Source organism: Duganella dendranthematis, from assembly GCF_012849375.1.
GTDB classification, from domain to species: domain Bacteria; phylum Pseudomonadota; class Gammaproteobacteria; order Burkholderiales; family Burkholderiaceae_D; genus Rugamonas; species Rugamonas dendranthematis.
On sequence record NZ_CP051684.1, the window covers coordinates 1,495,946 to 1,521,844 of the forward strand.

Here is a 25,899-nt window from a genome sequence, read left to right on the forward strand (position 1 = left end):
CGGGCGGCGGGCGGCGGGCGGCTATTGTGCGCGCAGCGACTGGCCGATGTCGAGCGGGCGGATGTCGAGGCGCATGTTGAGGATGGAATAGCTGGCCGGCGCCGCCGAAGCGTAGCCGACGCTGTCGCGCGTCTTGCTCAGCGTGAACTGAAAGCCCAGTTCCGGCAGCGTCGATCCGGGGCCGCTGGTGGCGATGCCGATCGCCTCGCTGCGGCGGTTGTTCATCAGGCTTTCCATCAGCTGCACCAGCGCGTTGCGCCCCAGGATGTCGGGCGAAAACACCGGATCGGCCGCCAGGTCCTTGTGCGGCGCGATGCGCCCGCCGGCCTTGGCGGCCGACGGCGTGAACGCGTGCGTGTTGAGGTCATACAGGTCGCCCTGATCCAGGTAGCTGATCACCGCGTTCGAGACATTGAAGCCGGCACGGGCCGGATCGGTGCTGGCGCGCGACAGGTCGACCAGCAGCGCGCCCTTGCTGCCGACGATCTCCACGCGCCGCTGCGGATCGACCACCATGGCGGTGTTCTCGTCGATGCCGAGGCCGAACTTGTAGCCCTTCTTCAGCATGGCCGGAATCATGCGGGCGAAGCGGCCGCGCACCAGGAAGTGCTGGTCGACAAACACATCGTCGCCGATGAAGCCGAGGCCGGGGGCAATTTCCTGGCCGTCGGTGACACCGCCGCGCAGCGTGGCGAACACGGTCTTGGGCGCGTAGAACATGGTGCTGCTCATCACCGCCGCGCCGGCGCTGTTGCCGGCCACCACGCCGCCTTTACGGTACACGTCCCACACCGCCTCCAGCACCGCGCTGCGGCTGCCGTCGGCGCGCACCAGCGCCTGGGTGATGCGGGCCTGGTCGCCGCCGGAGAAGAACACGCCGCCGGCGCCGCGCACGGCGTCGGCCAGCAGCGGATCGTCGGCCGCCTTGCGGAAATCGCTATCGGCCAGCTTGACCGCCAGCGGGATCTGGAAAGCGTCGGCGCCGTAGCGGTTGAGGGAATCGACGATGGCGGCCGCCACCGGCGCCGGGTCGGCCGCCGCCGAGGCGAAGACGGCAATGCGCGCTCCCTGCCCACCGGCCAGCTGGACGATGCGCTGCCAGACGGCGTCGTTATCGGCCCGCAGGCCGCCGCCGATGATGACCAGCGAGCCTTTGGGGCCATCGGCCGCCATCACGCTGAACGGCAAGGCCAGCAGCAAGGCCGCGTGCACCAGGAACTTGATCGCCATGCGCATATGCACTCCCATAAAAATGGTTGACCACGGCGCGCGGCACCGACGCAACCCGCACTGCGCCACGGCCAGGGTCTGACCCCGTACGGGGTCAGACCCTTTCGTCCGGGGTCGGCTACGCTAGCGGTAGCGGTACAGCGGCTGCTGCAGCTGGATCGGCCGGATGTCCATGCGCAGTTTCAGTACCGAATACGCCTCCACTTCGGTCGAGCTGTAGCCGACGCTGTTAATCGTCTTGGAGAAGCGGAACTCGAAGCCCAGCTCCGGATTGAAGTCGCGCGGGTTGCCGAAGGCGATGCCGATGGCGTCCTGCTGGGCGTTGTCGATCAGATTCACCATCAAGTCCAGCACCGCATTGTTGCCGAGGATATCGTTGGTGTAGACCGGCTCGCGGGTGTCCGGCTGATTCGGGTCGAGCTTGTTGTCGGCCTTGTCCGGCGACGGCGTAAACTCGCGCGTGACCAGGTTGAACTTGTCGCCGCGATCAAGGTAACTGATGGTGGCGTTAGATATATTAAACCCCTTGATGCCACGGTCGGTAATCGCCGCCGACAGGTCCAGCAGCAGCGCGCCGCTGTAACCGATAATCTCCACATCGCGCTTGGCGTTGACCACCATCGCGGTGTTTTCGTCGATGCCCAAGCCGATCTGGTAACCCTTCTTCAGCATCACCGGAATCATGCGCGCAAAGCGGCCGCGCACCAGCAAATGCTGGTCGACAAACACGTCCTCGCCGATGAAGCCGAGGCCGGAGGCGATCTCGTGGCCCTCGTTGACGCCCTGCTTGAGCATGTCCAGGGTCGACTTGGCGTCGTAGAACATGGTGGTGCTCATGATGGCGGCGCCGGCGCTGGAGCCGGCCAGCACGCCGCCATCGCGGTAGACGTCCCATACCGCGTCCAGCGCCGCCGTGTGGCTGCCGTCGGTGCGCACCAGCGCGCGCGTGATGCGGGCCTGGTCGCCGCCGGTGAAGTAAATCCCGGTGGCCGAATGGATGGCCGCCACCACTTCCGGATCCTCGGCCGCCTTGCGGTAGTCGCTATTGGGCCAGGTGACGCCGAGCGGAATCGCAAACGCCTGGGCGCCGTACTGATTGAGCTTGTTGACGGTGGCCTGGGCCGCGCTTTCCGGGTTGATCGAGGCCGAGCCGAACACGCCGATGCGCGCGCCCTTGCCGCCCGCCAGCATGACGATGCGCTGCCACACCTCGGCGTTTTCGGCCCGCAAGCCGCCGCCGATGATGACCAGATTGCCGGCCGGCGGCGTCAGCACCGGTTTCGGTGGTGGTACGGCCTTGGCCGGTTTGCTGCTCTTGCCCGGCACCTGCACCTTGGGAACCGGCGTCGTCGCAGCCGCCTGCGCGGCGGCGCCGGTCAGCACCAGCAGCCATAGCAGGCACAGCCTGCTCAGCCCGCGGCGCGTAAAACCCGTTAATTTCATGTTGCCCTTCCGATGAAAACCGGCGCCGGGCTATCGCCGGGCGCCGTAGTTACCGCAGATGATACCAAGCTATTGCTTAAAAACGCATTACTTGAAGGCGTAATTTACACTAGCAAAGAAGCGGCGGCCGCGCACATCGGTATACGTCGGGTCGTAGCCTGAAATAAAGTAATACGCCTGGTTGGAGTACGGCGGCGCCGTGTCGGCCAGATTCTGCACGCCGGCGCGCACCTTGATGGCCTTGCTGGCCTGCCAGGAGCCGGTCAGATCCCACAATGAATACGATTTCACGCGGTTGGCCGCCACCACCGTGCCGTCGTCGATATTGATCGCCGAGTTCTGGTCTTCATAGCCGCTGGAGAAGGTGTTCGACAGCGTCGCCGCCCACGGGCCTTTGTCCCAGTCGAAGGTGATGGTATGGCGCCAGCGCTGCACCACGCCGTCGGTGACAAAGCGGCCCAGGTTGCTGACGAAGGCGTCGCCCTTGGCGTATTGCAGCTCGGACTTGGTGACATAGGTGCCGCTCAGGCGGCCGCCGAAACGGCCGGCCCAGGTCTGCACGCCTTTGAAATCGATGGTCAGATCGAGGCCGGCGGCCTTCTGGGCGCCGCGGTTTTCCTTGAACTGGTCGATGTACTCGATGTAACCGTCCTCGTCGCGGTGGATCAGGTTGCCGTACTTGTTCTGGTTGGCCAGGATCACGTCGTCGCCGATCTCGGCGATCAGGTCGGTGCGCTTGATGTTCCAGTAGTCCAGCGACAGCATCACCTGCTTGGACGGCTGCAGCACCATGCCCAGCGAGAACTGGCGGCTCTTCTCCGGCTTCAGGTTGGCGTTCGAGTAGCGGTGCACTTCCCAGGCGTCGGCGCAGTCGGCGTAGTTGTTGTCGACGGTGGCGCAGTAGACCGGGTCCGGCAGGGTGGCGGTGCTGCCGACCTGCATCGGGCGGTACAGTTCCGTCATCGACGGCGCCCGGAAGCCGCGCCCGGCCGAGGCGCGGAACAGCATGGTGTTGGTCGGCATGTAGCTGACCCCGACTTTCGGGCTGGCGGCGCCGCCGACCACCTGGTAGTGGTCGTAGCGGGCCGAGACCTGCGCCTCCCACTGCTTGGTCAGCGGCAGCAGCAGTTCGCCGTAGACGGCCTGGATATTGCGGGCGTAAGCGGTGGCGTCGCCGCCTTCCGGCGCGAAGTCGTTGTTGATGTTATCGCTCATCAGGAGCGCGGACGGGTTGAAGGTGGTTTTCTCGCGGCGAAGCTCGCCGCCGACGGCCAGCGCGGCGTCGCCGCCGGCCAAGGTGCCGACCGCATGCGACACTTTAAAGTCGACCGAGTCCATGGTGCCGCGCGCGTGGCGCACCTCGTCATTGACCTGGATGCTGTTAAGCAGCGCGATGCCTTCCGGGCTGGACGGGCCGAACGGGTTGATCAGGCCGTCCGAGATGCCTTGCATCAGTTTGTCGTACAGCAAGTAGCCGTGCGTGTCGCGGTCCTTGATGACGTTGACGCTGTGGTTCAGGCCGACGTCATAGTCCCAGCCGTTGCGGCTGCCGGTCCAGCCGACCACATAGCGCTGGCTCTCGCTGGTCAGCTCCGAGGTGCGGCGGCCGGCCTCGAACAGCCGCATATTCAGCTGCACTTCGCCCGGCACGTCGTCGTCGGCCGAGGCCTCGTCCGACAGCAGGTCGTACTTGGCCAGCGCCGGCACCTTGCGGTAGTCGATGTAGCCGGTCACACGCGCCGACGAGGCGGCGTAATAGGTTTTCGAGCGGCTCAGCGCCACCTCGGCGTACAGCTGGTTTTCCGGATTGATCTGCAGCACACCGCGCGACAGGAAGTTGGCCTTCTCCGATTTCGGATACAGCTCGGTGTCGCCCATGTAGTTGTAGGTGCAGGCGTCGACGCCGCCGGTGCCGGTCGGCAGGTACAGATTGGCCGGGCCGTTGCAGGTCGGCACCGACGGGTTGATCGTGCGGTTGGTCAGCGGCTTGCCGTTGATGGTGAAGCCCTGGTCGTTCAGGTAGTCGCGCTGGGCGCCGGTCAGGCGGATGTTGGCCGGCGAAGTGTAGCCGGACAGCAGGTGCGGCAGGCGTTCGGCGATATGCAGGTCGTTGATGAAGTCACGCTGCGAAGTCGACAGCGCATCGGTGCGCTGGAAGTCGGCCACGGCGAACACGTTAAAGCCGTCCTTGGCGACGTCGCCGATACCGGCGGTCAGGGTGGCGGTGCGCTTGCCGGCGCCGCCCTCTTTGGTCTTCAGGCCGTAGGCGTTCAGCTCGACGCCCTGGAAGTCCTTGCGCGTGATGAAGTTGATCACGCCGCCGATGGCGTCGGTGCCGTACAGCGCCGAGGCACCGTCCAGCAGCACTTCGACGCGCTGGATGGCGGCGGCCGGGATGTTGTTGAGGTCGACGCCGGTGTCGTCGCCGGGCGAGGCGAAGTTGGCCATGCGGCGGCCGTTCAGCAGCACCAGCGTCGACGAGGTGCCGATGCCGCGCAGGTTGGCGCTGTTGAAGCCGCGCTGGTCCTTGCCGTCCGAGATGCTGGCGCCGTCGGTCAGCGAACCGACGTTGGCCGACAGCCGCGCCAGGATTTCCGAGGCGGTGGTGACGCCAACCTTGTCGATTTCCTCGCGCGTGATCACCTGCACCGGCAGCGCGGTTTCCGATTCGATGCGCTTGATGGCCGAACCGGTGATCTCGACCCGCGCCAGCGGCGGCGGCAATGGCGCCGCCGTGTCTTGCGCACTGGCTGGCTGGCCGAGGATGCCGGCGACGGCGCCCAGGCCGATGGCCAGCCGGACTGCCCGCGTCATGACCAAGGCGCGCGTGCGATGCATGTGATTCATATTCTCTCCCGGCTTTTAGATATATAAATAATTCATTTAAACTAACTGTACGCAGTTGTGGCCGAAAACTCAAGAAAGCCGGGCACCTTTCGCCGTGCGCGATTTACTTTGTGAAAATAGTGCTACATACTCAATGCTTAGACGATTTCGGTGACCCGCCATGCACGCACACAAACATCCCCTTTCCGCGCCGTACGCGAGCACCGCGTATGAGCTGACCAGTTTCCATTTCGGCACGCCGGGCAGTGGCAAAAAAGTCTATATCCAGGGCTCGCTGCACGCCGACGAGGTGCCGGGCATGCTGGTGGCGCAGGTGCTGCGCAAGGAACTGGCAGCGCTGGAAGCGGCCGGCCAGATCAGCGGCGAAGTCATCCTGGTGCCGGCCGCCAACCCGATCGGGCTGGCGCAGGCGATCCACGGCGCCGCCTTCGGCCGCTTCGACCTGACCACCGGCGTCAACTTCAACCGCGCGTACAAGCACGTGGCCGACGACCTGAAAACATCGCTGGCGGGCAAACTGGGTGCCGACGCCGGCGCCAACGTGGCGCTGATCCGCGAGCACGCGCGCGCCTCGATCGCCGCCTGGCAGCCGAAGACCGACGCCGAGACGCTGAAGAAAACCCTGATGTCGCTGGCGATCGACGCCGACATCGTGCTCGACCTGCACTGCGACAACGAGGCGGTGCTGCACATCTACGCCGGCACGCCGCTGGCCGAGGCCATCGCGCCGCTCTCGGCCATCCTCGGTTCGCATGCGACCCTGCTGGCCTACGAGGCCGGCGGCGAGCCGTTCGACGAAGCCTGCAGCCGCCTGTGGTGGGATCTGGACCGCCATTTCCAGCATCAGTTTCCAATTCCGGCCGCCTGCCTGTCGACCACCGTCGAACTGCGCGGCGAGCAGGAAGTGAGCTACGAACTGGCCAACAAGGACGCCGCCGGCCTGCTGCAATTTCTGACGCTGCAAGGCGTGCTGCGCGCCGACGACGTGGTGGCCCAGGCCGCGGCGGCCATGCTGCCGGCGCCGCTGTGCGAGGCGACGCCGCTGGAAGGCGTCGAGCCGCTGTATGCGCCGCATGCCGGGATACTGGTCTACACGCGCGAACTCGGCGCGCGCGTGGCGGCCGGCGACGCCATCGCCGACCTGATCGACCCGGTCAGCGGCGACACCACCGTGTTGCGGGCGGCGGTCGACGGCGTGTTCTTTGCGCGCAGCGCGCATCGCCATGTGATACGCGGCATGAACGTCGGCAAAGTGGCCGGCGCCAAGGCCTACCGTGATGGCGACCTGCTGAGCGCATGAATATGACTACCAACGCCTCTAAAAAATTCAAACTCCCCCACACCTTCGTCCTGCTGTTCATCATCCTGGCGCTGATTGCGGCGGCGACCTGGCTAGTCCCCGGCGGCAAATACGATACGCACCTGGTCAACGGCAAGCAGCTGATCAATCCGGACAGCTTCCATTACATCGCCAGCGCGCCGCAGGGACTGACGGCGCTGATGAAGGCGCCGATCAAGGGCTTTGTCGAAGCGGCGCAGATCATCGGCTTCGTGCTGATCGTCGGCGGCGCGTTTGCTGTGCTGCAGAAAACCGAGGCGATCGACTCGATGATCAAGTCGCTGGCGCGCGCGCACGCCAGTTCAAAATTCATTCAGCGCGCGCTGATCCCGGTGTTCATCACGCTGTTCTCGATCGGCGGCGCCACGTTTGGCATGAATGAAGAGGCGATCCCGTTTATCCTGATTTTCGTGCCGCTGGCGCTGGCGCTGGGCTATGACACGGTGACCGGCGTGTCGATTCCCTTCCTCGGCTCGCAGGTCGGTTTTTCGGCGGCGTTTTTGAATCCGTTCAACGTCGGCATCGCCCAGGGCATCGCCGGCGTGCAGGTGTTTTCCGGCTGGGGCTATCGGCTGATCGTGTGGGTGATCGCCACCGCCGTCACGGTCGCCTTCATGATGTGGTACGCCGCGCGCGTCAAGCGCGACCCGACGCTCAGCCCGACCTATGCGCTGGACCTGGAGAAGCGCAAGGACTTGCCGGTCGGCGGTATCGGCGAATTCCACGGCATGACCGCGCGCCACAAGGCGGTGCTGTGGATCTTTGCCGCTTCGCTGGCGGTGATGGTGTTCGGCGTGGTGCACTTCGACTGGTATATCGACGAAATCGCCGCGCTGTTCCTCAGCATGGCCATCGTGATTGGTCTGGTTGGACGGCTCGATTCGACCCAGATCGTCGAAGGCTTCATGCAGGGCGCGCGCGATCTGGTCGGCACGGCGCTGGTGATCGCGCTGGCGCGCGGCACGCTGGTGCTGGCGCGCGAGGCGCACATCATCGACACCATGCTGCATGCGCTGATGCCGCTGGTGCAGTCGGCGCATCCGGTGTTTGCGGCGTGGAAGATGTTCGGCATCCAGACCGTGATCAATTTCTTCATCCACTCCGGCAGCGGCCAGGCGGCGCTGACCATGCCGATCATGGCGCCGCTGGCCGATCTGGTGGGCGTGACGCGCCAGACCGCGATTCTGGCGTTCCAGTTCGGCGAATTCACCACGCCGATGATCCCGACTTCCGGCATCACGGTCGGCGTGCTGGCGTTGGCGCGCATCCCGTGGATTACCTGGGCCAAGTGGATGATCCCGCTGCAACTGATCTACGCGGTTCTGGCGCTGGCGCTGCTGGTGCCGCCGTGCCTGATGAACTGGCAGTAAGGAATTGGCAATAAAGTTCCGGGTATATACATAGGGGACTTACTCTCGGGTGGTTGCCTGAAATTGTCTGAAATGGCCTGAGAAATGCCTGCATTTGTAACAGGCAGGCGTCAGCTCTCATAGGCAGCTCGCTTGAAAAGCGACAGAAATTTCAGGCATTCGTCAGGCGATTTCAGACAATTTCAGGCATCCCCCGTAGAGGACAAACCCTATGTATATGCCCTCCGCGATATCCGGCTGGCGCAGGCACGCGTGATGCCTGATCCGACTCAAGAATCAAACAGGCGTGACTGCTAAATTGATCCCTTCCACAGGGGACGAACATGGCGCCGGTACCTATTCCAAAACCATCCTATCTCGACCAATGCATATATATCGGCGCGCGGAACGGCGAAAAGCGCTGGATGTCCAAAGACAGGACTAAACTCTATACGTGGGACTGGACTCACGGAGAAGTTGAGGTATTCAACAAACGCGGCCGCCACCTTGGCGCAATCGACGCAATCACAGGCCAATTTATCAAGGACGCAATCGCAGGAAGGAAGATCGATGTCTAACTTTATCGAAAAATGCCTGTCGCGCGAAGCCGCGCCCGAAGATATCGATGATTTCATCGACCAATGGCACGAAAATCCTGGCCATCAGGCGTTGCACGAATTCCTCGGCATGACGCGTGACGATTACGCACGCTGGATCGCAGACGCATCCGTCCTGCCCGCCATTATCAATTCACGTAAACATCCGGGAAATAGCGCTCCATCAGCGCCCCCGGGCGGGACGGCGGCGTGAAGCCGTGGCGGGCGTACAGCGAGTGCGCATCGCTGGTGGCCAGCATGAAGCGGCGCAGTCCTTGCAGCTCGGGATGCGCCATCACCGCTGCCACCAGCGCCTTGCTGACGCCCTTGCCGCGCTCCGCCTCCACGACAAACACATCGGCCAGATAAGCGAAGGTGGCGCGGTCGGTGGTCACGCGCGCAAAACCCACCTGCCGGCCGTCCAGATACGCGCCAAAACACAGCGAATTGTCGATTGCCCGCTGCACGGTGGCCAACGGAATACCGATCGCCCAGGTCGAGCGCTCGCTCAAGAACTGGTGGATCATCGCCACGTCCAGGGCGGCTTTGTCGGTGCTGATGTGCAGTGCAGTCATGTTTTCCGTGGTCATTAAAATAATGTTGACGTATTTTAGAGCAGCTTGCGGTTTATAATCTCCATTGATCCTCAGCGCATACCAACTTTTAGACTATGACTGCACAATTCTCCAAAAAAGCCGAAGCCTGGTCGGCCCGCTTCAGCGAACCGGTTTCCGATCTCGTCAAACGCTACACCGCCTCGGTGTTCTTCGACAAGCGCCTGGCCAAGGCCGACATCCAGGGCTCGCTGGCGCACGCCGAAATGCTGGCCGCGCAAGGCATCATCTCGGCCGCCGACCGCGCCGAAATCGAGCGCGGCATGGCCCAGATCAGCGCCGAAATCGAGGCTGGCAGCTTTGAATGGCTGCTCGACCTGGAAGACGTCCACCTGAACATCGAAAAACGCCTGACCGAACTGGTGGGCGACGCCGGCAAGCGCCTGCACACCGGCCGTTCGCGCAACGACCAGGTAGCGACCGACATCCGCCTGTACGTGCGCGCCGCCATCGACGACGTGCTGCAACTGCTGCACGCGCTGCGCAGCGCCCTGACCGACCTGGCCGAAAAGAACGCCGACACCATCCTGCCCGGCTTCACCCACATGCAGGTGGCGCAGCCGATCACCTTCGGCCACCACATGCTGGCCTACGTCGAAATGTTCGGCCGCGACGCCGAGCGCATGGCCGACGCCCGCAAGCGCGTCAACCGCCTGCCGCTGGGCGCCGCCGCGCTGGCCGGCACCACCTTCCCGATCGACCGCGAACGCGTGGCCAGGACGCTCGGCTTCGACGACGTCTGCCACAACTCGCTGGACGCCGTTTCCGACCGTGACTTCGCCATCGAATTCACCGCCGCCGCCTCGCTGATCATGATGCACGTGTCGCGCATGTCGGAAGAACTGATCATCTGGATGAGCCCACGCGTCGGCTTCATCGACATCGCCGACCGTTTCTGCACCGGCTCGTCGATCATGCCGCAAAAGAAAAACCCGGACGTGCCGGAACTGGCGCGCGGCAAGACCGGTCGCGTGTTCGGCCACCTGATGGGCCTGTTGACCCTGATGAAAGGCCAGCCGCTGGCCTACAACAAGGACAACCAGGAAGACAAGGAACCGCTGTTCGACACCGTCGACACGCTGGTCGACACGCTGCGCATCTTCGCCGACATGGCCGGCGGCATCTCGGTCAAGCCGGACAATATGCGCGCCGCCGCGCTGCAAGGCTACGCCACCGCCACCGACCTGGCCGACTACCTGGTCAAGAAAGGCCTGCCGTTCCGCGACGCCCACGAAGCCGTGGCCCACGCCGTACGCGCCTGCGACGACCTGAAAATCGACCTGTCGGAGATGACGCTGGAACAGCTGCGCGCCTTCTCGCTGCTGATCGACGACGACGTCTTCGCTGTGCTGACACTGGAAGGTTCGGTGGCCGCGCGCGACCACGTCGGCGGCACCGCCCCGAACCAGGTGCGCAAAGCCATCGCCCGCGTGCGTGAGCAACTGAAGTAATTCCCTCCCGGCGCCGCCGCCCGCGCGGCGCCGATCTGCCAGCTTGTTGATCTGGCACAGTACCCTGTCCCCGCCGCCGATCTAGCGTGAAGTCATCTACCCAAGGAGGATGACATGAAACCGCACACGTCCCTGATCGCCGCCTGCCTGGCCCTCACGCTTGCCGCGCTGGCGCCCGGCGCCGCCGACGCCGTCCAACTGATGTCGGCCCCGGTCACCATCGCCACCCCGCAGGAAAACGCCAACCTGGTGGCGCGCCTGACCGCGCTCGATGGACACCAGGGCCTGACCAACGACTACAGCTTCCGCATCAGCAGCCAGCATCCCGGCGTCGTCGGCCAGAAAATAACCCGCGCCCAGCACACCTACAAAGGCCTGCGCGTGCTGGGCTCCGAATCGGTGGTGGTGACCAACGCCGCCGGCGACATCGTCAGCGTCTCGGTGGCCGACCGCCGTCCCGGCTTGGCGCCGCAAGCCACCACACCCGGCATGCCGCTGCCGCCCGCATTGCCATCGCCGGCCGATCTCACGCCCGCCATCAGCGCCGACGACGCCATCCGCGTGGCGGTGCAGGCGATCGCCCCGGGCGGCACCCACCGCTGGCCGCCCAGCGCCGAACTGCTGATCTACCCGGTGATGAAAACCGTGCGCGCGGCCAGCGCCGCCAACAAGCCGGAAGAGCAGCTCAACGCGCTGGACGTGCAGGAAGTGGTGGACCGCTACGCGCTGGCCTACCTGGTGCAGTTGCGCATGGCGTTGAACGGCAAAGTGATTTACTACGATGTGGTGGTCGATGCTCTCAGCGGCGCCATCATCACCCAGTGGCCGGCGCTGCAAACCGTGATCGGCAGCGGTAACAGCCAATACAACGGCGTGGTGCCGATCAGCACCTCGGCCACCGCAGGCGGCTTCCAGATGCTCGACAGCGCGCGCGGCACCGGCGGCCAGTTCGGCGGCATGGCCATCACCAACGCCAACCACAGCTCGCCCAACAATCCCAACCCCGGCAGCATCTACACCAACAGCAGCAACACCTGGGGCGACGGCAAGCAATACAGCGGCGGCAGCACCACCGACGCCAACGGCCAGACCGCCGCCGTCAACGCCCTGTGGGGCCTGATGAACACCTACGACACCAACCGCAACGTGCTCGGTTGGCAGTCGCTGGACGGCAACAACACCGCCACCTACATCGCCGCCCACGTCGGCACCGCCTACGACAACGCCTTCTACGACGACAGCTGCCACTGCATGTACATCGGCGATGGCAACAGCTTCACCAGCCTGGGCGCGATCGACGTCATCGGCCACGAAATGTCGCACGGCGTCACCGCCGCCACCGCAGACCTGATCTACTCGGGCGAATCGGGCGGCCTGAATGAATCGAACTCCGACATCGGCGGCGAAATGGTGGAAGCCTACGCCCGCGCCGGCGGCAGCGGCGCCGTGGTTCCCGCCGGCGGCAACGACTGGATGATGGGCACGGAAATCAGCAAGAGCGGCGAGCCGCTGCGCTGGATGTACAAGCCGCACAAGGACGGCAGCAGCCCGGACGCCTGGAGCACCTCGCTGAAGAACCTCGACGTGCACTATTCCAGCGGCCCGAATAACCGCATGTTCTACTTCCTGTCGCAAGGCTCCAAGGCCGATCCAGCCAGCGACTACTACAGCGCCTTCCTGACGCGCGCGCCGGCCGCCATGACCGGCATCGGCAACGACAAGGCCTATCGCATCTGGTTCAAGGCGCTGACCACCAAGTTCACGTCATCCACCAACTACGCCGACGCGCGCAACAAGGTGCTGCAGGCGGCGCAGGAACTGTACGGCGCCAGCTCGAAAGAAGCCATCGCCGTGCAGCGCGCGTACGCCGCTATCAACGTCGGCGCGGATGTCGATGAGGAAGGCGGTGGCGGTGGCGGTGGAAGTGGTGGCGGCGACGCCATCGAGCAGGTCCGCAACGGCGGCTTTGAAAGCGGCGCCACCGGCTGGAGCGGCAGCATCGGCGTCATCACCGCCAACAGCGCCCAGGCGCCGTATGAAGGCACGCGCTACGCCTGGCTGGGCGGCAACGGCCGGCGCAGCACCGAAACGCTGACGCAGCAAGTGCAGATTCCCGCCACCGCCAGCAGTGCGCAACTGAGCTTCGCGCTGCACATCGATACCGCCGAAACCAAAAGCACCGTCTACGACAGCATGACGGTCACGGTAGTCCCGGCCGGCGGCAGTGGCGCGGCGGCCACGCTGGTCACCTACACCAACCTGACGCCGGCTGCCGGCTACCAGCTCCGCAGCTTCGACCTGCTGCCGTACAAAGGCCAGACCGTAACGCTGTCGTTCGCCATGCGCGAAGACCGCAGCAAACAGACCTCCTTCGTACTCGACAAAGTCAGCCTGCTCACCAGATAACTCAGCGCAGCGTAACGAACACCGGGTTCGAATAGAACCACAGGCTGCGGTAATTGCGGTCGTTGATATCGTTGAAGCGCTGCGTATTGTCGGTAGTGCCGGTGCGCTGATCGGCCAGCGGTTCGCCGTTGGCCGTCAGCCCCGCCACATCCACACCCAGATTGGTGCCGCGCAGACGGAAGTACTGATTCTTCGACGCCATGGTTTCATACGTCACGCTGTAGTAGCCATCCGCATCCACCTTCCAGTCTGCCGCCGTGAAGCGTTTGACCACGCGCGTGCTGGCATTGGTCGCCACACTGTAGGCAGCGCTGCCCGGCGTCGCCTTGGCGCCGACATCGCCGACGATCAGATCGACGTGATCGACCACCGGTTTGAGGTTGGCCGCCGTGCCGCTATCGACCGGCTTCTCGTAGTTATTCTTGGCCGGCGTCTTGAAGCGGATCGTGATGGTGACCTTGTCGCCGCCGGCTACCTTCAACTCGCCGCCCATCTCCTTGCGGTCATCTTTGGTGGACAGGTTGAAGTCCAGCGCATTGATCAAATCGCCGTAGACCGAGAACATCTTGCCCGAGCGCAGACCGGCCAGCAGATCCTTGGCCGCCGGCTTGCCGGTGCCGCTGTTGAACACATAGTTCTTCGCATACTCGCCCGGGAAGTAACCGCTGCTGTTACCACCGACGATCTTAAAGTGGGTGTCCGAATCGGTCAGGTTCCAGATATGGCGGCCCTCTCCCAGCAGCGCATCCCACGGTCCGCCCAGCTTGGCCACCACGTAATCGACACCGCCGTAGACACGCAACAGCGCATTGTCATCGGTGTAGGCGGCGGTGTAGCCACCACGGTCAGGCTCCATCTGGTTGCCGACCATGCCTTCGATGGCGAACATGATGTTTGGCGCGGCGTCGTTAAAGGCGCGGAAGTCGGCAATGGTGTAGCTGCCCTTGTTACGCGAAGGGTGATTGATCACCGCATAGCTGGTGTCCGGATAATTCGTCTTGAGCCAGGTGAAGGCTTGCAGCGCATCGGCGGCGGTCTTGTTGTAGCGCGTCTCGCCGTACTTGGCCTTCCACGCCGCCACATCGGCCGCATCGAACATCGCCGCATCGCGCGTGGTGAACAGATATTCGAATTCCTTCAGGCCCTTGGCGCCGCCATCCATCAGCGCCACGCCAATGTGATCGTGGGTCGGCATGTCCCACTCAACGCCGGAGAAAATCAGCTTGTCGGCATAGGTGCCGCCGGCCTGCAATTCCTGGATGCGCGGCGTTTCGTAACGCTCCACGCCGAGCGACATCGGAATCTGCGCCGCCAGCGTCGCGCCCTGGTCGTCGCGGGTCGACACGCGCAGGTGATTGGTCACCGCCATCCAGTCCAGGCCATAGCTGGTGAAACCCTTGGACAGCACCTTGTCCAGCGTCTGGCTGACGTCCGCGTCGGCCGACTGTGTGGTGTGCGTATGCAGGTCACCGGCGATCCAGCGGCCGGCCGGCAATGGCGGCGTGGTGTTCACTGGTTCGTTGTCGCCGCCACAGGCAACGACAGCCAGCATGATGGCGATAGCGGAAGGAATGAGCAATTTTTTAGGCGACATTTTGTATGATCCCGAAGTGTAAAACAAACGAGCGGGCAACATAACATTCGTGTGTGACGGCCAAATGACCTGCTATCATCTTCGGCTTGTTTGCACACCACATCAGGATATAAAAATGACTATTGGCGGAAAGACCATCGACCAGGCGCTGGCCTCCTTATCGGACATGACCGCCGGCGCGGTCCCCATCGGCAAGGACGAACACCTGCAGCGCATCGCGCGCGCACAAGCCTATATGCAGGCGCAGGGCATCGCCGCCATCTACATCAACGCCGGCGCCAACCTCACCTACTTCACCGGCACCAAGTGGTACGCCAGCGAACGCATGGTCGGCGCGATCCTGCCGGCGCAAGGCGCCGTTGAATATATCGCGCCCGCGTTTGAAGAGAGCACGCTGAAGGACTTCATGCTGGTCGAAGGCGCCGTCAATTGCTGGGAAGAGCACGAGAGCCCGTACGCGCTGTTCGTCGCTGTGCTGAAACGCATGGGCATCGCGCCGAATTCTGCACAGCCGCCGCGTGTCGGCATTTGCGAAAGCGCCGCCTTCTTCATCTACGACGGCATCCGTCCTTTGGCAGAGGGCTACGCGCTGGAGAACGCACGCAGCGTCACCGCGCACTGCCGCACCCGCAAATCGGCCGCCGAAATCGCGCTGATGCAGCGCGCCAAGGACATGACCATGGCGGTGCACATCGCCACCGCCAGCATGCTGCACGAAGGGATCACCACCAAGGAAGTGGAAGACTTCATCGACCGCGCGCACCGCAAGGTCGGCGCCTCGGCCGGTTCCTACTTCGTCATCGTGCTGTTCGGCGAAGCCACCGCCTACCCGCACGGCGTCAGCTACGTGCAGACGCTGAAGGCCGGCGACACGGTGCTGATCGACACCGGCTGCAAACTGCACAACTACATTTCCGACATCACCCGCACCTACGTGTATGGCCCGATCAGCGAACGTCAGCGCTCGGTATGGAACAGCGAGAAGAAAGCCCAAGCCGCCGCCTTCGCCGCCGCGCAACTCGGCGTACCATGCGAGGAAGTCGACGCCGCCGCGCGCCGTTCACTGGAAGCCGACGGCTTCGGTCCCGGCTACAAGCTGCCAGGCCTGCCGCACCGCACCGGCCATGGCATCGGCCTCGATATCCACGAGTGGCCCTACCTGGTGGGTGGCGACAAAACGCCGCTGGACGTCGGCATGTGCTTCTCGAACGAACCGATGATCTGCATCCCCGGCGAATTCGGCGTACGCCACGAAGACCACTTCTACATGACCGAGCAGGGTCCGAAGTGGTTCACCGAACCGGCGCGCAGCATCGACGATCCGTTCGGCCTGCAGTGACTATGACTGCAAGCGCTTCAGGCGGAAGTAGAAGTAATACGGGGCGGTGACGTGCAGCGCGCCGTCGGCGGCGGTGCGGATCACGATGCGGTTGGAGTCCCAGCGCATCCAACGTGGGCCTTTGTAGTTGAAAATGCGGCCCTCGGCGGTTTCGCCAGCCGGCTTGAACCCGGCCTGCTCGATGCGGCCCAAGAAGCTAACGCTGCGTTCCGCCGGCACACTGCCGCGCACCGGCAGGCATCCGAGCAGCGACGGCAGACCGCCGCCGATCGCGCCGAATAGCGCACCGCGCGCCGCGGCGGACGAGATGCCCGGCGCCACCACTATCCACAACAGCATGATGGCGCCAAAAATGCCGCCGAAAATCAACCAGTCACGCGCAGTGAGCAGAGGGTTGACGCCGATTGATTGCTTGATGAAGGAGGATCTCATGCCTTTATCATGCGCCAATTTTGCAAAAAAATCAAAGCGTGGCGGCGTCCACGCCGACGCCACGTCGCGCCCGCGCCCGCGCGCCACCGCAGGCTTCATTATGCGTGCTTCCGTTAAGCGCGCTTCATCACCAGCGTCAGGATGTCGTAGCTGGCCACCAGTTCGTCGCGCTGGTTGGTGACCTGCACGTCCCACGCCACCACACCCTGACCGATGCCCTTGTCGTCGGTGCGGTTGCGGTCCACCTTGCGCTTGCAGGTGAGGCGTGCGCGGATGGTGTCGCCTATCGCCACCGGCGCCACGAAGCGCAGGTTGTCCAGCCCATAGTTGGCCAGCACCGGACCAGGCGCCGGTGACACGAACAAGCCTGCCGCCGCCGACAGCACAAAGTAGCCGTGGGCGATGCGCTGGCCGAATTGCGTGTCCTTGGCCGCCACTTCGTCGAAGTGCATGTAGAAGTAATCGCCGGAGACGCCGCCGAAGTTGACGATGTCCGCCTCGCTGACCGTGCGGCGATGCGTCAGCAGCGAGTCGCCGGTGGCCAGGTCTTCAAAGTATTTGCGGAACGGGTGCACATCATGCTCCTGCACCGCCGCGCCGCGCACGTATTCGCCGGTGACGGCGGCCAGCATGGTCGGCGATCCCTGCACCGCAGCCCGTTGCAGGAAATGGCGCACCGCGCGGATGCCGCCCAGTTCCTCGCCGCCGCCGGCGCGTCCCGGACCGCCGTGCTTCAGCTGCGGCAGCGGCGAACCGTGGCCGGTGGACTCCACCGACGCTTCGCGGTCCAGCACCAGCACGCGGCCGTGCGAGGCGGCCGCCATCGGCACCGCGTAGGCGGCGATGGCCGGCTCTTTGGTCACCAGCGTGGACACCAGCGATCCCTTGCCGCGCGCGGCCAGCGCCAGCGCTTCGTCGATGCCGTTGTAGCTGATGATGGTGCTGACCGGGCCAAACGCCTCGACATCGTGCACCGCGTCGTTGCGATGGCCGTCGCGGCACAGCAGCAGCGTCGGCGCGAAGAATGCGCCTTCCGCCACGCCCTCGCCCACTGGCTTGAAGCCGTCGCGGGCGCTGAACAGCACTTCGTTGCCGCGCGCGAGCAGTTCGACCCGTTCGGCGACGTCGCGCTGCTGGTCGCGTGAAGCCAGCGCCCCCATGCGCACGCCTTCCACCGACGGATCGCCAACGCTGATTTTCGCCAGCCGTTCGCGCAGGCGCGTACCGACGGCGTCCACCATCTGCTCCGGCACGATGATGCGGCGGATCGCGGTGCATTTCTGGCCCGCCTTACCGGTCATCTCGCGCGCCACTTCCTTGACGAACAGGTCGAACTCGACGTCGTCCGGCGTGACGTCCGGCGCCAGGATGGCGCAGTTCAGCGAATCCGCTTCGGCGGTGAAAGGCACCGAGTTGGCAATCAGGTTGCGGTTCACGCGCAGCCTGGCGGCGGTGTCGGCCGAGCCGGTGAAGGTCACGACATCGGCGCCATTCAGGCGATCCAGCAGGTCGCCGGTGCTACCGATCACCAGTTGCAGCGCGCCGTGCGGCAGTAGTCCGGATTCGTGCATCATGCGCACCAGTGCTTCGGTCAGGTAGCTGGTGGCGCTGGCCGGTTTGCCGATGCACGGCATGGCGGCCAAAAAGCTCGGCGCGAATTTCTCCAGCAGGCCCCAGATCGGGAAGTTGAAGGCGTTGATGTGCACCGCCAGGCCGCCGCGCGGCACCAGGATGTGGGTGCCGGCGAAGCCGCCGTTTTTACTCAGCGCCATGGCCGGACCTTCGTGCAGCACGTTGGACGAAGGCAGCTCGCGGCTGCCCATGCTGGCGTAGGCGAACAGCGTGCCGGTGCCGCCTTCGATGTCGACCCAGCTGTCGGCGCGGGTGGCGCCGGTCTGGTGCGAGATGGCGTACAGCTCTTCCTTGCGTTCCAGCAGATACAGCGCCAGCGCCTTCAGGCGCGCGGCGCGCCGCTGGAAGTTCAGCTGCATCAGGGCCGGCACGCCGGTCTTGCGGGCATAGGTGACGGCTTCGTCGAAGTCGATCTTGTCGGCGTGCGTGTGGTAGATGACGGCATTGGTCAGGGCGCTGTGCAGCGGCGCGGCGGCTTCGCTGCCGATCCAGCGGCCGGCGATAAGGCTTTGCAGGGTTGATGCCATGTTGGTCTCCGTGATGTTCGTTGTGGCGGCGCGGCTCAGGCGCCCGCGTTCTTGTGCAGGTGTAGCGGCAGGCTGCTGTCCCAGTCGATGCGCTTGCGGTCCGGCTCCGGCGCGGTCAGCGCTTCGGTCTCGCGCATGGTCTGCATCGAGCGTATCGCCAGTTCCTGGTATTGCGCCGTCCCGCCGGACTTCCACGCGATTTCGTCGTCGCGCAATTCACGCGCGACCTTGGCCGGCGATCCCATCGCCAGACTGCGCGGCGGGATTTCCATGCCGGCGCGGACGAAGCTCATGGCGGCGACGATGCTGTCCGCACCCACCACGGCGTTATCCATGATGACGCTGTTCATGCCGACCAGCGCGTTGCGGCCGATGCGGCAGCCGTGCAGCACGGCGCCGTGGCCGATATGGCCATCGCGCTCCACCACCGTGTCGCAGCCGGGGAAGCCGTGCATGACGCAGGTGTCCTGCAAGTTGGCGCCCTCCTCCAGTATCAACCGGCCAAAGTCGCCGCGCAGCGCGGCCAGCGGGCCGATATAGCAGCGCGGCCCGACGATCACATCGCCGATCAGCACCGCACTGGGATGCACGTAGGCGGTGGGATCGACCACCGGCGTCACGCCATTGATTTCGTAGACCTTGACCATGCTCACACCCGCTCGATGACGACAGCGATGCCCTGCCCGACGCCGATGCACATCGTACACAGCGCATAACGGCCACCGGTGCGTTCCAGCTGATGCAGCGCCGCCAGCACTAGGCGCGCGCCGGATGCGCCCAGCGGATGGCCGATGGCGATGGCGCCGCCGTTCGGATTGACGTGCGGCGCGTCGTCGGCCAGGCCCAGGTCGCGCGTGACCGCCAGCCCTTGCGCGGCAAACGCCTCGTTTAATTCGATGACGTCCATGTCGGCGATGGTCAGGCCCAGTTGCGCCAGCACTTTCTTCGACGCCGGCGACGGTCCAAAGCCCATGATGCGCGGCGCCAGGCCGGCGGTGGCCATGCCCAGCACGCGCGCGCGCTTGCGCAGGCCATACTGCTCGGCCGCCGCAGCGGAAGCCAGCAGAATGGCGCAAGCACCGTCGTTGACGCCGGACGCATTGCCGGCGGTGACCGTACCGTCCGGCCGTACTACGCCTTTCAGCTTGCCCAGCATTTCCAGCGTGGTCTCTGGACGCGGATGCTCGTCGGTGTCGACGATCTTTGGATCGCCGCGCTTCTGCGGCAGCGTGACCGGCACGATCTCGTCGCTGAACACGCCGGCGGCGTTGGCGGCGGCCCAGCGCTGCTGGCTGCGCAGCGCGAACGCATCCTGGTCGCAGCGGCTGATGCCGAATTCCTGCGCCACGTTTTCCGCCGTCTCCGGCATCGAGTCGATGCCATGCGCCGCCTTCATCAGCGGATTGACGAAACGCCAGCCAATGGTGGTGTCCTCGATCTTGGCCGCGCGCGAGAACGCGCTATCGGCCTTCCCCATGACGAAAGGCGCGCGCGTCATGCTCTCCACACCACCGGCGATCACCAGTTGCGCCTCCCCGGACTTGATGGCACGCGCCGCCATGCCCACTGCGTCCAGCGACGAGCCGCACAGGCGGTTGATGGTGCTGCCCGGGACTTCCACCGGCAAGCCGGCCAGCAGCGCCGCCATGCGGGCGACGTTGCGGTTATCTTCGCCCGCCTGGTTGGCGCAGCCGTAGTAGACGTCGTCCACGCGCGACCAGTCGACGCCGGGATTGCGGGCGACCAGCGCGGCGATCGGCAGTGCCGCCAGGTCGTCGGTACGCACGCCGGCCAGCGCACCGCCGTAGCGGCCGAAGGGGGTGCGGATGGCGTCACAAATATAGGCTTGGTTCACGGTGTCTCCTTTAATGTTTCGGACGCTGGTCGACCACGCGGCGCGCCTTGCCGGTCAGCGTGCGTTCGATGCCGTTGGGCGGCAGCAGCCGGACCTTGGTGCTGACGCCGACGTTGGTCTTGATGCGCTGCTGCAGTTCGTTCGCCAGCGCTTCGACGTCGCCGGGAACCGTGTCGGCACGCAGTTCTGCCAGCACTTCCAGCTTGTCGAGGTGGCCGTCGCGCGTCACCACCAGCTGGTATTGCGGCGACAGTTTCGGCATCTTGCAGATCAGTTCTTCGATCTGCGTCGGGAAGACATTGACGCCACGGATAATCAGCATGTCGTCCGAACGGCCGGTGATCTTGCCGATGCGGCGCATGGCGCGCGACGTCGGCGGCAGCAGCCGCGTAAGGTCGCGCGTGCGGTAGCGGATGATGGGCAGCGCTTCTTTGCTGAGCGAGGTGAATACCAGTTCGCCCTCCTCGCCGTCCGGCAGCACGTCGCCGGTTTCTGGATCGATGATCTCCGGGTAGAAGTGGTCTTCCCAGATCACCGGGCCGTCCTTGCTCTCGATGCATTCGCTGGCGACGCCGGGGCCCATCACTTCCGACAGGCCGTAAATGTCCACCGCGTCGATGCCGGCGCGCTGCTGGATTTCGGCGCGCATGGCGTCGGTCCACGGCTCGGCGCCGAAGATGCCGACCTTGAGCGAACTGGCCGCCGGATCGAGTCCCTGGCGCTGGAATTCCTCGATGATGTTCAGCATATAGGACGGCGTCACCATGATGATGGCTGGCTTGAAGTCCTGGATCAGCTGCACCTGCTTTTCGGTCTGGCCGCCGGACATCGGAATCACCGTGCAGCCGAGACGCTCGGCGCCATAGTGTGCACCCAGGCCGCCGGTGAACAGGCCATAGCCGTAGGAGATGTGCACCATGTCGCCACGCCGGCCGCCGGCTGCGCGGATCGAGCGCGCCACCATGTTGGCCCAGGTGTCGATGTCGTTCTGCGTGTAGCCGACCACGGTCGGCTTGCCGGTGGTGCCGCTCGATGCGTGCACACGCACCACGCGATCCTGCGGCACGGCGAACAGGCCGAAGGGATAGTTGTCGCGCAAGTCCTTCTTGGTGGTGAACGGGAATTTGGCGATGTCGGCCAGCGTACGCAGTTGGTCCGGGTGGACGCCGGCGGCGTCGAAGGCGGCGCGGTAATGTGGCACGTTGTCGTAGGCGTGCTTCAACGACCATTGCATGCGCTGCAGCTGCAAGGCCTGCAGCTCGTCACGACTGGCGCGTTCGATCGGCTCCAGGTCGGATGGTTCGGGAATACGTTGGACCATCGGTGTCTCCTCGTTATATGACTTCGCCGCTGATGCGGTGCGATTTGCCGCGGAACAGGGCGATGGTGCGGCCGTCCTGGTTGCTGACGTTGACGTCGTAGATCCCGCTCTTGCCGGCCAGCGTCTGTTCGGTGGCGCTGGCGGTGAGGACGTCGCCTTCGCGGCCCGGCGACAGGTAGTCGATGCTGCAGCCGGCGCCCACGGTGACGTGGTTATGGCTGTTGCAGGCAAAGGCGAAGGCGCTGTCGGCCAGCGTGAAGATAAAGCCGCCGTGGCAGGTGGCGTGGCCGTTCAGCATGTCGGCCCGCACCGGCATCGACATGCGCGCATAGCCGGGGGCGATGGCGTCAAGCGTCATACCGAGCGATTGCGAAGCGGGATCGCGCGCATACATCGCCGCGCCAACCGCTTCGGCCAGCGCTTGCGGATCGATCGGCTTATTCATGGAAGCGCCCTCCGCTCACCTGCTTGCGGCGCAGCAGCGGCGAGACGCGGTAACGGTCCTCGCCGTAGCTGGTGGCCAAATTGGCCAGCACGCGCACGATGTGCTCAATGCCGATGGCGTCGGCCCAGGCCAGCGGGCCGCGCGGGTAGTTGACGCCTTTCTGCATCGCGATGTCGGCGGCGGCGGCGCTGCATACGCCCTGGTTGACGGCGTCCGCCGCTTCGTTGGCCAGCATGGCGACGGTGCGCATGACGGCCATGCCGGGCACGTCGTCCAGCCGCGTGACGGTGAAGCCGGCAGCCTGCAGCAGCCCGGCCACGGCGTGGTAAGCGGCAGGCGAACACTGGTCGGCGCAGGTGATGGCGATGCGCTTGGCGCTGCCGTAGTCCAGTGCGAGGTCGAACAGCACGGTATCGGGATGGTGATTGTCGCTGGCCCGCTGGGTGGCGCTGCGGCCGTCGGTCAGATAGATGGCGGCGCCGTTACAGTGGAATGCCGGCGCGTCGTCATGCGCCCCGGCGGGACGAATCGTCTCCGGGGTCTTGCGGTGCGTGATGTCGATGCCGGCCGCGCGCAGGCGGGCTGCCAGCGCATCGACCACGGCGCGGCCCACCGCGTGCGCCGCGCTTCCCTGTTCGATGGTGTAGCTGACATACTCGGGCTTTGGCTGCGGCGCTTCGGCCTGTGCTCGCGGCGCGACTGCATCATCGCCATAGCGGTAGAAGCCACGTCCGGTTTTGCGGCCGAGGAAGCCGGCGTTGACCATCTCCTGTTGCAGCACCGACGGCGTAAAGCGCGGATCGCCGAAGTAGGCGTTGAACACCGATTGCGTCACCGAGAAGTTGACGTCATGGCCGATCAGATCCATCAACTCGAAAGGCCCCATGCGGAAGCCGCCGGCCTCGCGCAGCACGGCGTCGATGGTAGCTGCATCGGCGGCCTGCTCGTTGAGCAGCCGCCAGCCCTCGGCGTAGAACGGCCGCGCCACGCGGTTGACGATGAAGCCCGGCGTCGATTTGGCGTGCACCGGGTTCTTGCCCCAGGCGGCAGCGGTGTCGTACACGGTCTGCGCCACGCCGGCGTCGGTCGCCAGGCCGCTGACCACTTCGCACAACGCCATCAGCGGCACCGGATTAAAGAAGTGCATGCCCACCAGCCGCCCTGGCAAGCGCAGTCCCGCTGCAATCGCCGTGACGGATATGGAGGAGGTATTGGTGGCCAGGATGCAGTCGTCGCCGACAATGGCTTCCAGTTGCGCGAACAAGGCGCGCTTGGCGTCGAGGTTTTCGACAATGGCTTCCACCACCAGGCCGGCGCCGGCCACCGCGTCCAGCGTGACGGCGGCGCGCACGCGCGCGATGGCCGCAGCGCAGTCGATGGCGCTCATGCGCTCCTTGGCGACCAGTTTGTTCAGCGCGGCGGCGATGTCGGAGATGGCCTTGGCCACCGCCTCGGGACGCGTGTCGTACAGGTGTACCGTGTAGCCGGCCACCGCCGCCACCTGGGCGATGCCGGCGCCCATGGCGCCGCTGCCGATGACGGCGACCGCGCGTTCAGTATGCAGGGCCGCCATCTCAGCGCCCCTTGAATTGTGGCGCGCGCTTTTCCATGAAGGCGGCCACGCCTTCGCGGTAGTCGTCGCTGCGACCCAGCTCGCTCATCATGTTGCACTCCAGCGCCAGCTGCTGTTGCAGGCTGTTTTGCGCGCTGGCATACAAGGCCTGCTTGGTGAAGGCCAGTCCCTTGGTCGGCGCGCTGGCGAAGTGGCGCGCCATCGCCTGCACTTCGGCGGCGAAGGCGTCGTCCGGAATAGCTTTCCAGATCAGGCCCCAGGCTTCGGCCCTGTCGGCGGTCAGTTTTTCGCCCAGCATGGCCATGCCCATGGCGCGCGCGCTGCCCACCAGGCGTGGCAGGAAGTAGGTGCCGCCGGTGTCGGGGATCAGTCCCAGTTTGCAGAAGACTTCGACGAACGAGGCGGACTGCGTGGCCAGCACGATGTCGCAGGCCAGCGCGATGTTGGCGCCGGCGCCGGCGGCGACGCCGTTGATGGCGCCAATCACCGGCAGCGGCAGCGCGCGCAGCGCCTGCACCAGCGGCGCGTAGTTTTTTTCCACCGAGTCGCCCAGATCAACCGGACGTGCGCCGGCGGCGCTTGGTCCCACCGCGCGGTCGGACAAGTCCTGGCCGGCGCAGAAGCCGCGCCCCGCGCCGGTCAGCACCAGCACGCGCACACTGCCGTCGGCGGCTGCGGCAGCGGTGCGCTTCAGCGCGTGGCGCACTTCGTCGTGCATGGCTTGCGTGAAGCTGTTCAGTTTATCCGGGCGGTTGAGCGTCAGCGTGGCGATGCCGTCGCTGATGTCGAACAGGATGTTCTGGTAGTCCATGGTGTCTCCGTTTTTATTCGGCCTGGTCGAAATCGATGACGACTTTGGCGGTGGTGGGGAAGCTCTGGCAGCTGAGGACATAGCCGCGCGCGATTTCGTAGTCTTCCAGCGCGTAGTTGACGTCCATATCGACTTTGCCTTCGATGACTTTGCAGCGGCAGGTCGAGCACACGCCGCCCTTGCACGAGTAGCGCATGTCGAGACCCGCGCGCAGGCCGGCGTCCAGCAGCGATTCCTTGTCCTGCTCCATGGTGAAGCTGGCGGCGTTGCCGTCCATGATGACGGTGACTTCGGTGTGCTGGTGCGCGGCGGCGGCGCTCGCGGCACGTGGCTGGTGCGCGTGTTTCGGGATGCTGGCGGCGAACAGTTCGATCTTGATCTGCGATTTCGGCATGCCGGCTTCCTGCAGCGCTTCGGAGACGCCGTGCATCATGTCTTCCGGGCCGCAGATGAAGGCGACGTCGATGTCTTCCGCGCGCACCCAGTATTTGAGGAATTGCGCGGCTTTTTCCTTGGTGATGCGGCCGTTGAACAAGTCGATGTCCTGCTGCTCGCGGCTCATGACGTAGGCGATTTTCAGGCGTTCGAGGTAGGTGTCCTTCAGGTCCGACAGTTCGTCCTTGAAGATCACCGACGACGAGGCGCGATTGCCGTAGAAGAGCGTGAACTGGCTTTCCGGCTCGGTGGCCAGCGTGGTCTTGATGATCGACAGGATCGGCGTGATGCCGCTGCCGGCGGCGAACGCCAGGTAGTGCTTTTTGTTGGCGGCGTCCAGCGCCACATTGAAGTGACCCGACGGCGGCATGACGTCGATGGTGTGGCCCACTTGCAGCGTGTCGTTGGCCCAGCTGGAGAACAGGCCGCCCTGCGTGCGCTTGATGGCCACGCGCAGCGCGCCATCCTGCACGGCGGAACAGATCGAGTAGGAGCGGCGCACGTCTTCGTCGCCGATCTGCGCGCGCAGGGTAAGGTGCTGGCCTTGCTGGTACTGGAAGCTGGACGCCAGTTCGGCGGGCACGGCGAAGGTGACGGCGATGGTGTCGCGCGTTTCGTTGCGCACATGGGCGATGGTCAGCGGGTGGAATTTGCTCATGG

General features: G+C 65.0%; 20 protein-coding genes. 6 read left to right on the forward strand and 14 right to left on the reverse strand.

Annotation, left to right across the window (positions count from 1 at the left end; translation table 11 throughout):
- Positions 1–21: 21 nt before the first annotated feature.
- The 3 genes from HH213_RS06945 to HH213_RS06955 form a co-directional block, all read right to left on the reverse strand.
- Positions 22–1,236 carry a cyanophycinase gene (locus HH213_RS06945; protein WP_110845219.1) on the reverse strand — a complete coding sequence of 405 codons (1,215 nt, stop codon included), beginning with the start codon at positions 1,234–1,236 and terminating at the stop codon, positions 22–24.
- A gap of 117 nt (positions 1,237–1,353) precedes the next feature.
- Positions 1,354–2,673, reverse strand: coding sequence for a cyanophycinase (locus HH213_RS06950; protein WP_169111670.1), 1,320 nt, complete (start codon positions 2,671–2,673; stop codon positions 1,354–1,356).
- Between the two features lie 87 nt (positions 2,674–2,760).
- Entirely contained in the window at positions 2,761–5,520 is a 2,760-nt protein-coding gene (locus HH213_RS06955) for a TonB-dependent receptor (RefSeq protein WP_229263339.1), read from the reverse strand.
- Positions 5,521–5,680: 160 nt separating this feature from the next.
- Between HH213_RS06955 and HH213_RS06960 the strand changes: the two genes are divergently transcribed.
- The 3 genes from HH213_RS06960 (at position 5,681) to HH213_RS30645 (ending at position 8,786) form a co-directional block, all read left to right on the forward strand.
- Positions 5,681–6,820 carry a succinylglutamate desuccinylase/aspartoacylase family protein gene (locus tag HH213_RS06960; RefSeq protein ID WP_169111672.1) on the forward strand — a complete coding sequence of 380 codons (1,140 nt, stop codon included), beginning with the start codon at positions 5,681–5,683 and terminating at the stop codon, positions 6,818–6,820.
- The gene (locus HH213_RS06965) at positions 6,817–8,229 is read left to right on the forward strand and encodes a YfcC family protein (RefSeq protein WP_229263340.1); all 1,413 of its coding nucleotides are present in this window, start codon (positions 6,817–6,819) and stop codon (positions 8,227–8,229) included. Before HH213_RS06960 ends, HH213_RS06965 begins: the two co-directional genes overlap by 4 nt.
- A gap of 404 nt (positions 8,230–8,633) precedes the next feature.
- On the forward strand, positions 8,634–8,786 hold the full coding sequence (locus HH213_RS30645) for a colicin E3/pyocin S6 family cytotoxin (protein WP_371875708.1): 153 nt from the start codon (positions 8,634–8,636) through the stop codon (positions 8,784–8,786).
- Positions 8,787–8,953: 167 nt separating this feature from the next.
- Here HH213_RS30645 and HH213_RS06975 read toward each other — a convergent pair whose 3' ends face one another.
- The gene (locus HH213_RS06975) at positions 8,954–9,394 is read right to left on the reverse strand and encodes a GNAT family N-acetyltransferase (RefSeq protein WP_217363495.1); all 441 of its coding nucleotides are present in this window, start codon (positions 9,392–9,394) and stop codon (positions 8,954–8,956) included.
- Between the two features lie 80 nt (positions 9,395–9,474).
- Here HH213_RS06975 and argH point away from each other — a divergent pair, with 80 nt between their 5' ends.
- Both argH and HH213_RS06985 read left to right on the forward strand, forming a co-directional pair.
- Positions 9,475–10,869, forward strand: a complete 1,395-nt coding sequence (argH, locus tag HH213_RS06980) for an argininosuccinate lyase (RefSeq protein ID WP_169111677.1) — start codon at positions 9,475–9,477, stop codon at positions 10,867–10,869.
- A gap of 114 nt (positions 10,870–10,983) precedes the next feature.
- Positions 10,984–13,275, forward strand: a complete 2,292-nt coding sequence (locus HH213_RS06985; RefSeq protein ID WP_169111679.1) for a M4 family metallopeptidase — start codon at positions 10,984–10,986, stop codon at positions 13,273–13,275.
- 1 nt (position 13,276) lies between these two features.
- On the opposite strand, the gene HH213_RS06990 is transcribed toward HH213_RS06985, so the two are convergent.
- On the reverse strand, positions 13,277–14,869 hold the full coding sequence (locus tag HH213_RS06990) for a CehA/McbA family metallohydrolase domain-containing protein (RefSeq protein WP_169111680.1): 1,593 nt from the start codon (positions 14,867–14,869) through the stop codon (positions 13,277–13,279).
- 115 nt (positions 14,870–14,984) lie between these two features.
- Between HH213_RS06990 and HH213_RS06995 the strand changes: the two genes are divergently transcribed.
- Positions 14,985–16,208, forward strand: coding sequence for a M24 family metallopeptidase (locus tag HH213_RS06995; RefSeq protein WP_174864396.1), 1,224 nt, complete (start codon positions 14,985–14,987; stop codon positions 16,206–16,208).
- On the opposite strand, the gene HH213_RS07000 is transcribed toward HH213_RS06995, so the two are convergent.
- The 9 genes from HH213_RS07000 to paaE form a co-directional block, all read right to left on the reverse strand.
- Positions 16,209–16,640, reverse strand: coding sequence for a hypothetical protein (locus tag HH213_RS07000; protein WP_110845669.1), 432 nt, complete (start codon positions 16,638–16,640; stop codon positions 16,209–16,211).
- 113 nt (positions 16,641–16,753) lie between these two features.
- Positions 16,754–18,799, reverse strand: coding sequence for a phenylacetic acid degradation bifunctional protein PaaZ (gene paaZ, locus HH213_RS07005; RefSeq protein WP_169111682.1), 2,046 nt, complete (start codon positions 18,797–18,799; stop codon positions 16,754–16,756).
- Positions 18,800–18,834: 35 nt separating this feature from the next.
- Positions 18,835–19,446: a phenylacetic acid degradation protein PaaY gene (locus HH213_RS07010; protein WP_110845229.1), complete on the reverse strand. Its 612-nt coding sequence runs from the start codon at positions 19,444–19,446 to the stop codon at positions 18,835–18,837.
- A gap of 2 nt (positions 19,447–19,448) precedes the next feature.
- On the reverse strand, positions 19,449–20,654 hold the full coding sequence (gene pcaF, locus HH213_RS07015; protein ID WP_169111684.1) for a 3-oxoadipyl-CoA thiolase: 1,206 nt from the start codon (positions 20,652–20,654) through the stop codon (positions 19,449–19,451).
- A gap of 10 nt (positions 20,655–20,664) precedes the next feature.
- Entirely contained in the window at positions 20,665–21,975 is a 1,311-nt protein-coding gene (paaK, locus tag HH213_RS07020; RefSeq protein WP_169111686.1) for a phenylacetate--CoA ligase PaaK, read from the reverse strand.
- Between the two features lie 13 nt (positions 21,976–21,988).
- The gene (gene paaI / locus HH213_RS07025) at positions 21,989–22,420 is read right to left on the reverse strand and encodes a hydroxyphenylacetyl-CoA thioesterase PaaI (protein ID WP_169111688.1); all 432 of its coding nucleotides are present in this window, start codon (positions 22,418–22,420) and stop codon (positions 21,989–21,991) included.
- Positions 22,413–23,993: a 3-hydroxyacyl-CoA dehydrogenase PaaH gene (gene paaH / locus HH213_RS07030; protein WP_169111690.1), complete on the reverse strand. Its 1,581-nt coding sequence runs from the start codon at positions 23,991–23,993 to the stop codon at positions 22,413–22,415. The genes paaI and paaH overlap by 8 nt, the downstream gene beginning before the upstream one ends.
- Before the next feature lies 1 nt (position 23,994).
- A complete protein-coding gene (gene paaG, locus HH213_RS07035; protein WP_169111692.1) occupies positions 23,995–24,804 on the reverse strand; it encodes a 2-(1,2-epoxy-1,2-dihydrophenyl)acetyl-CoA isomerase PaaG in 810 nt (269 codons plus the stop codon).
- 13 nt (positions 24,805–24,817) lie between these two features.
- Positions 24,818–25,897 carry a 1,2-phenylacetyl-CoA epoxidase subunit PaaE gene (gene paaE / locus HH213_RS07040; RefSeq protein ID WP_169111694.1) on the reverse strand — a complete coding sequence of 360 codons (1,080 nt, stop codon included), beginning with the start codon at positions 25,895–25,897 and terminating at the stop codon, positions 24,818–24,820.
- Positions 25,898–25,899 lie beyond the last annotated feature (2 nt).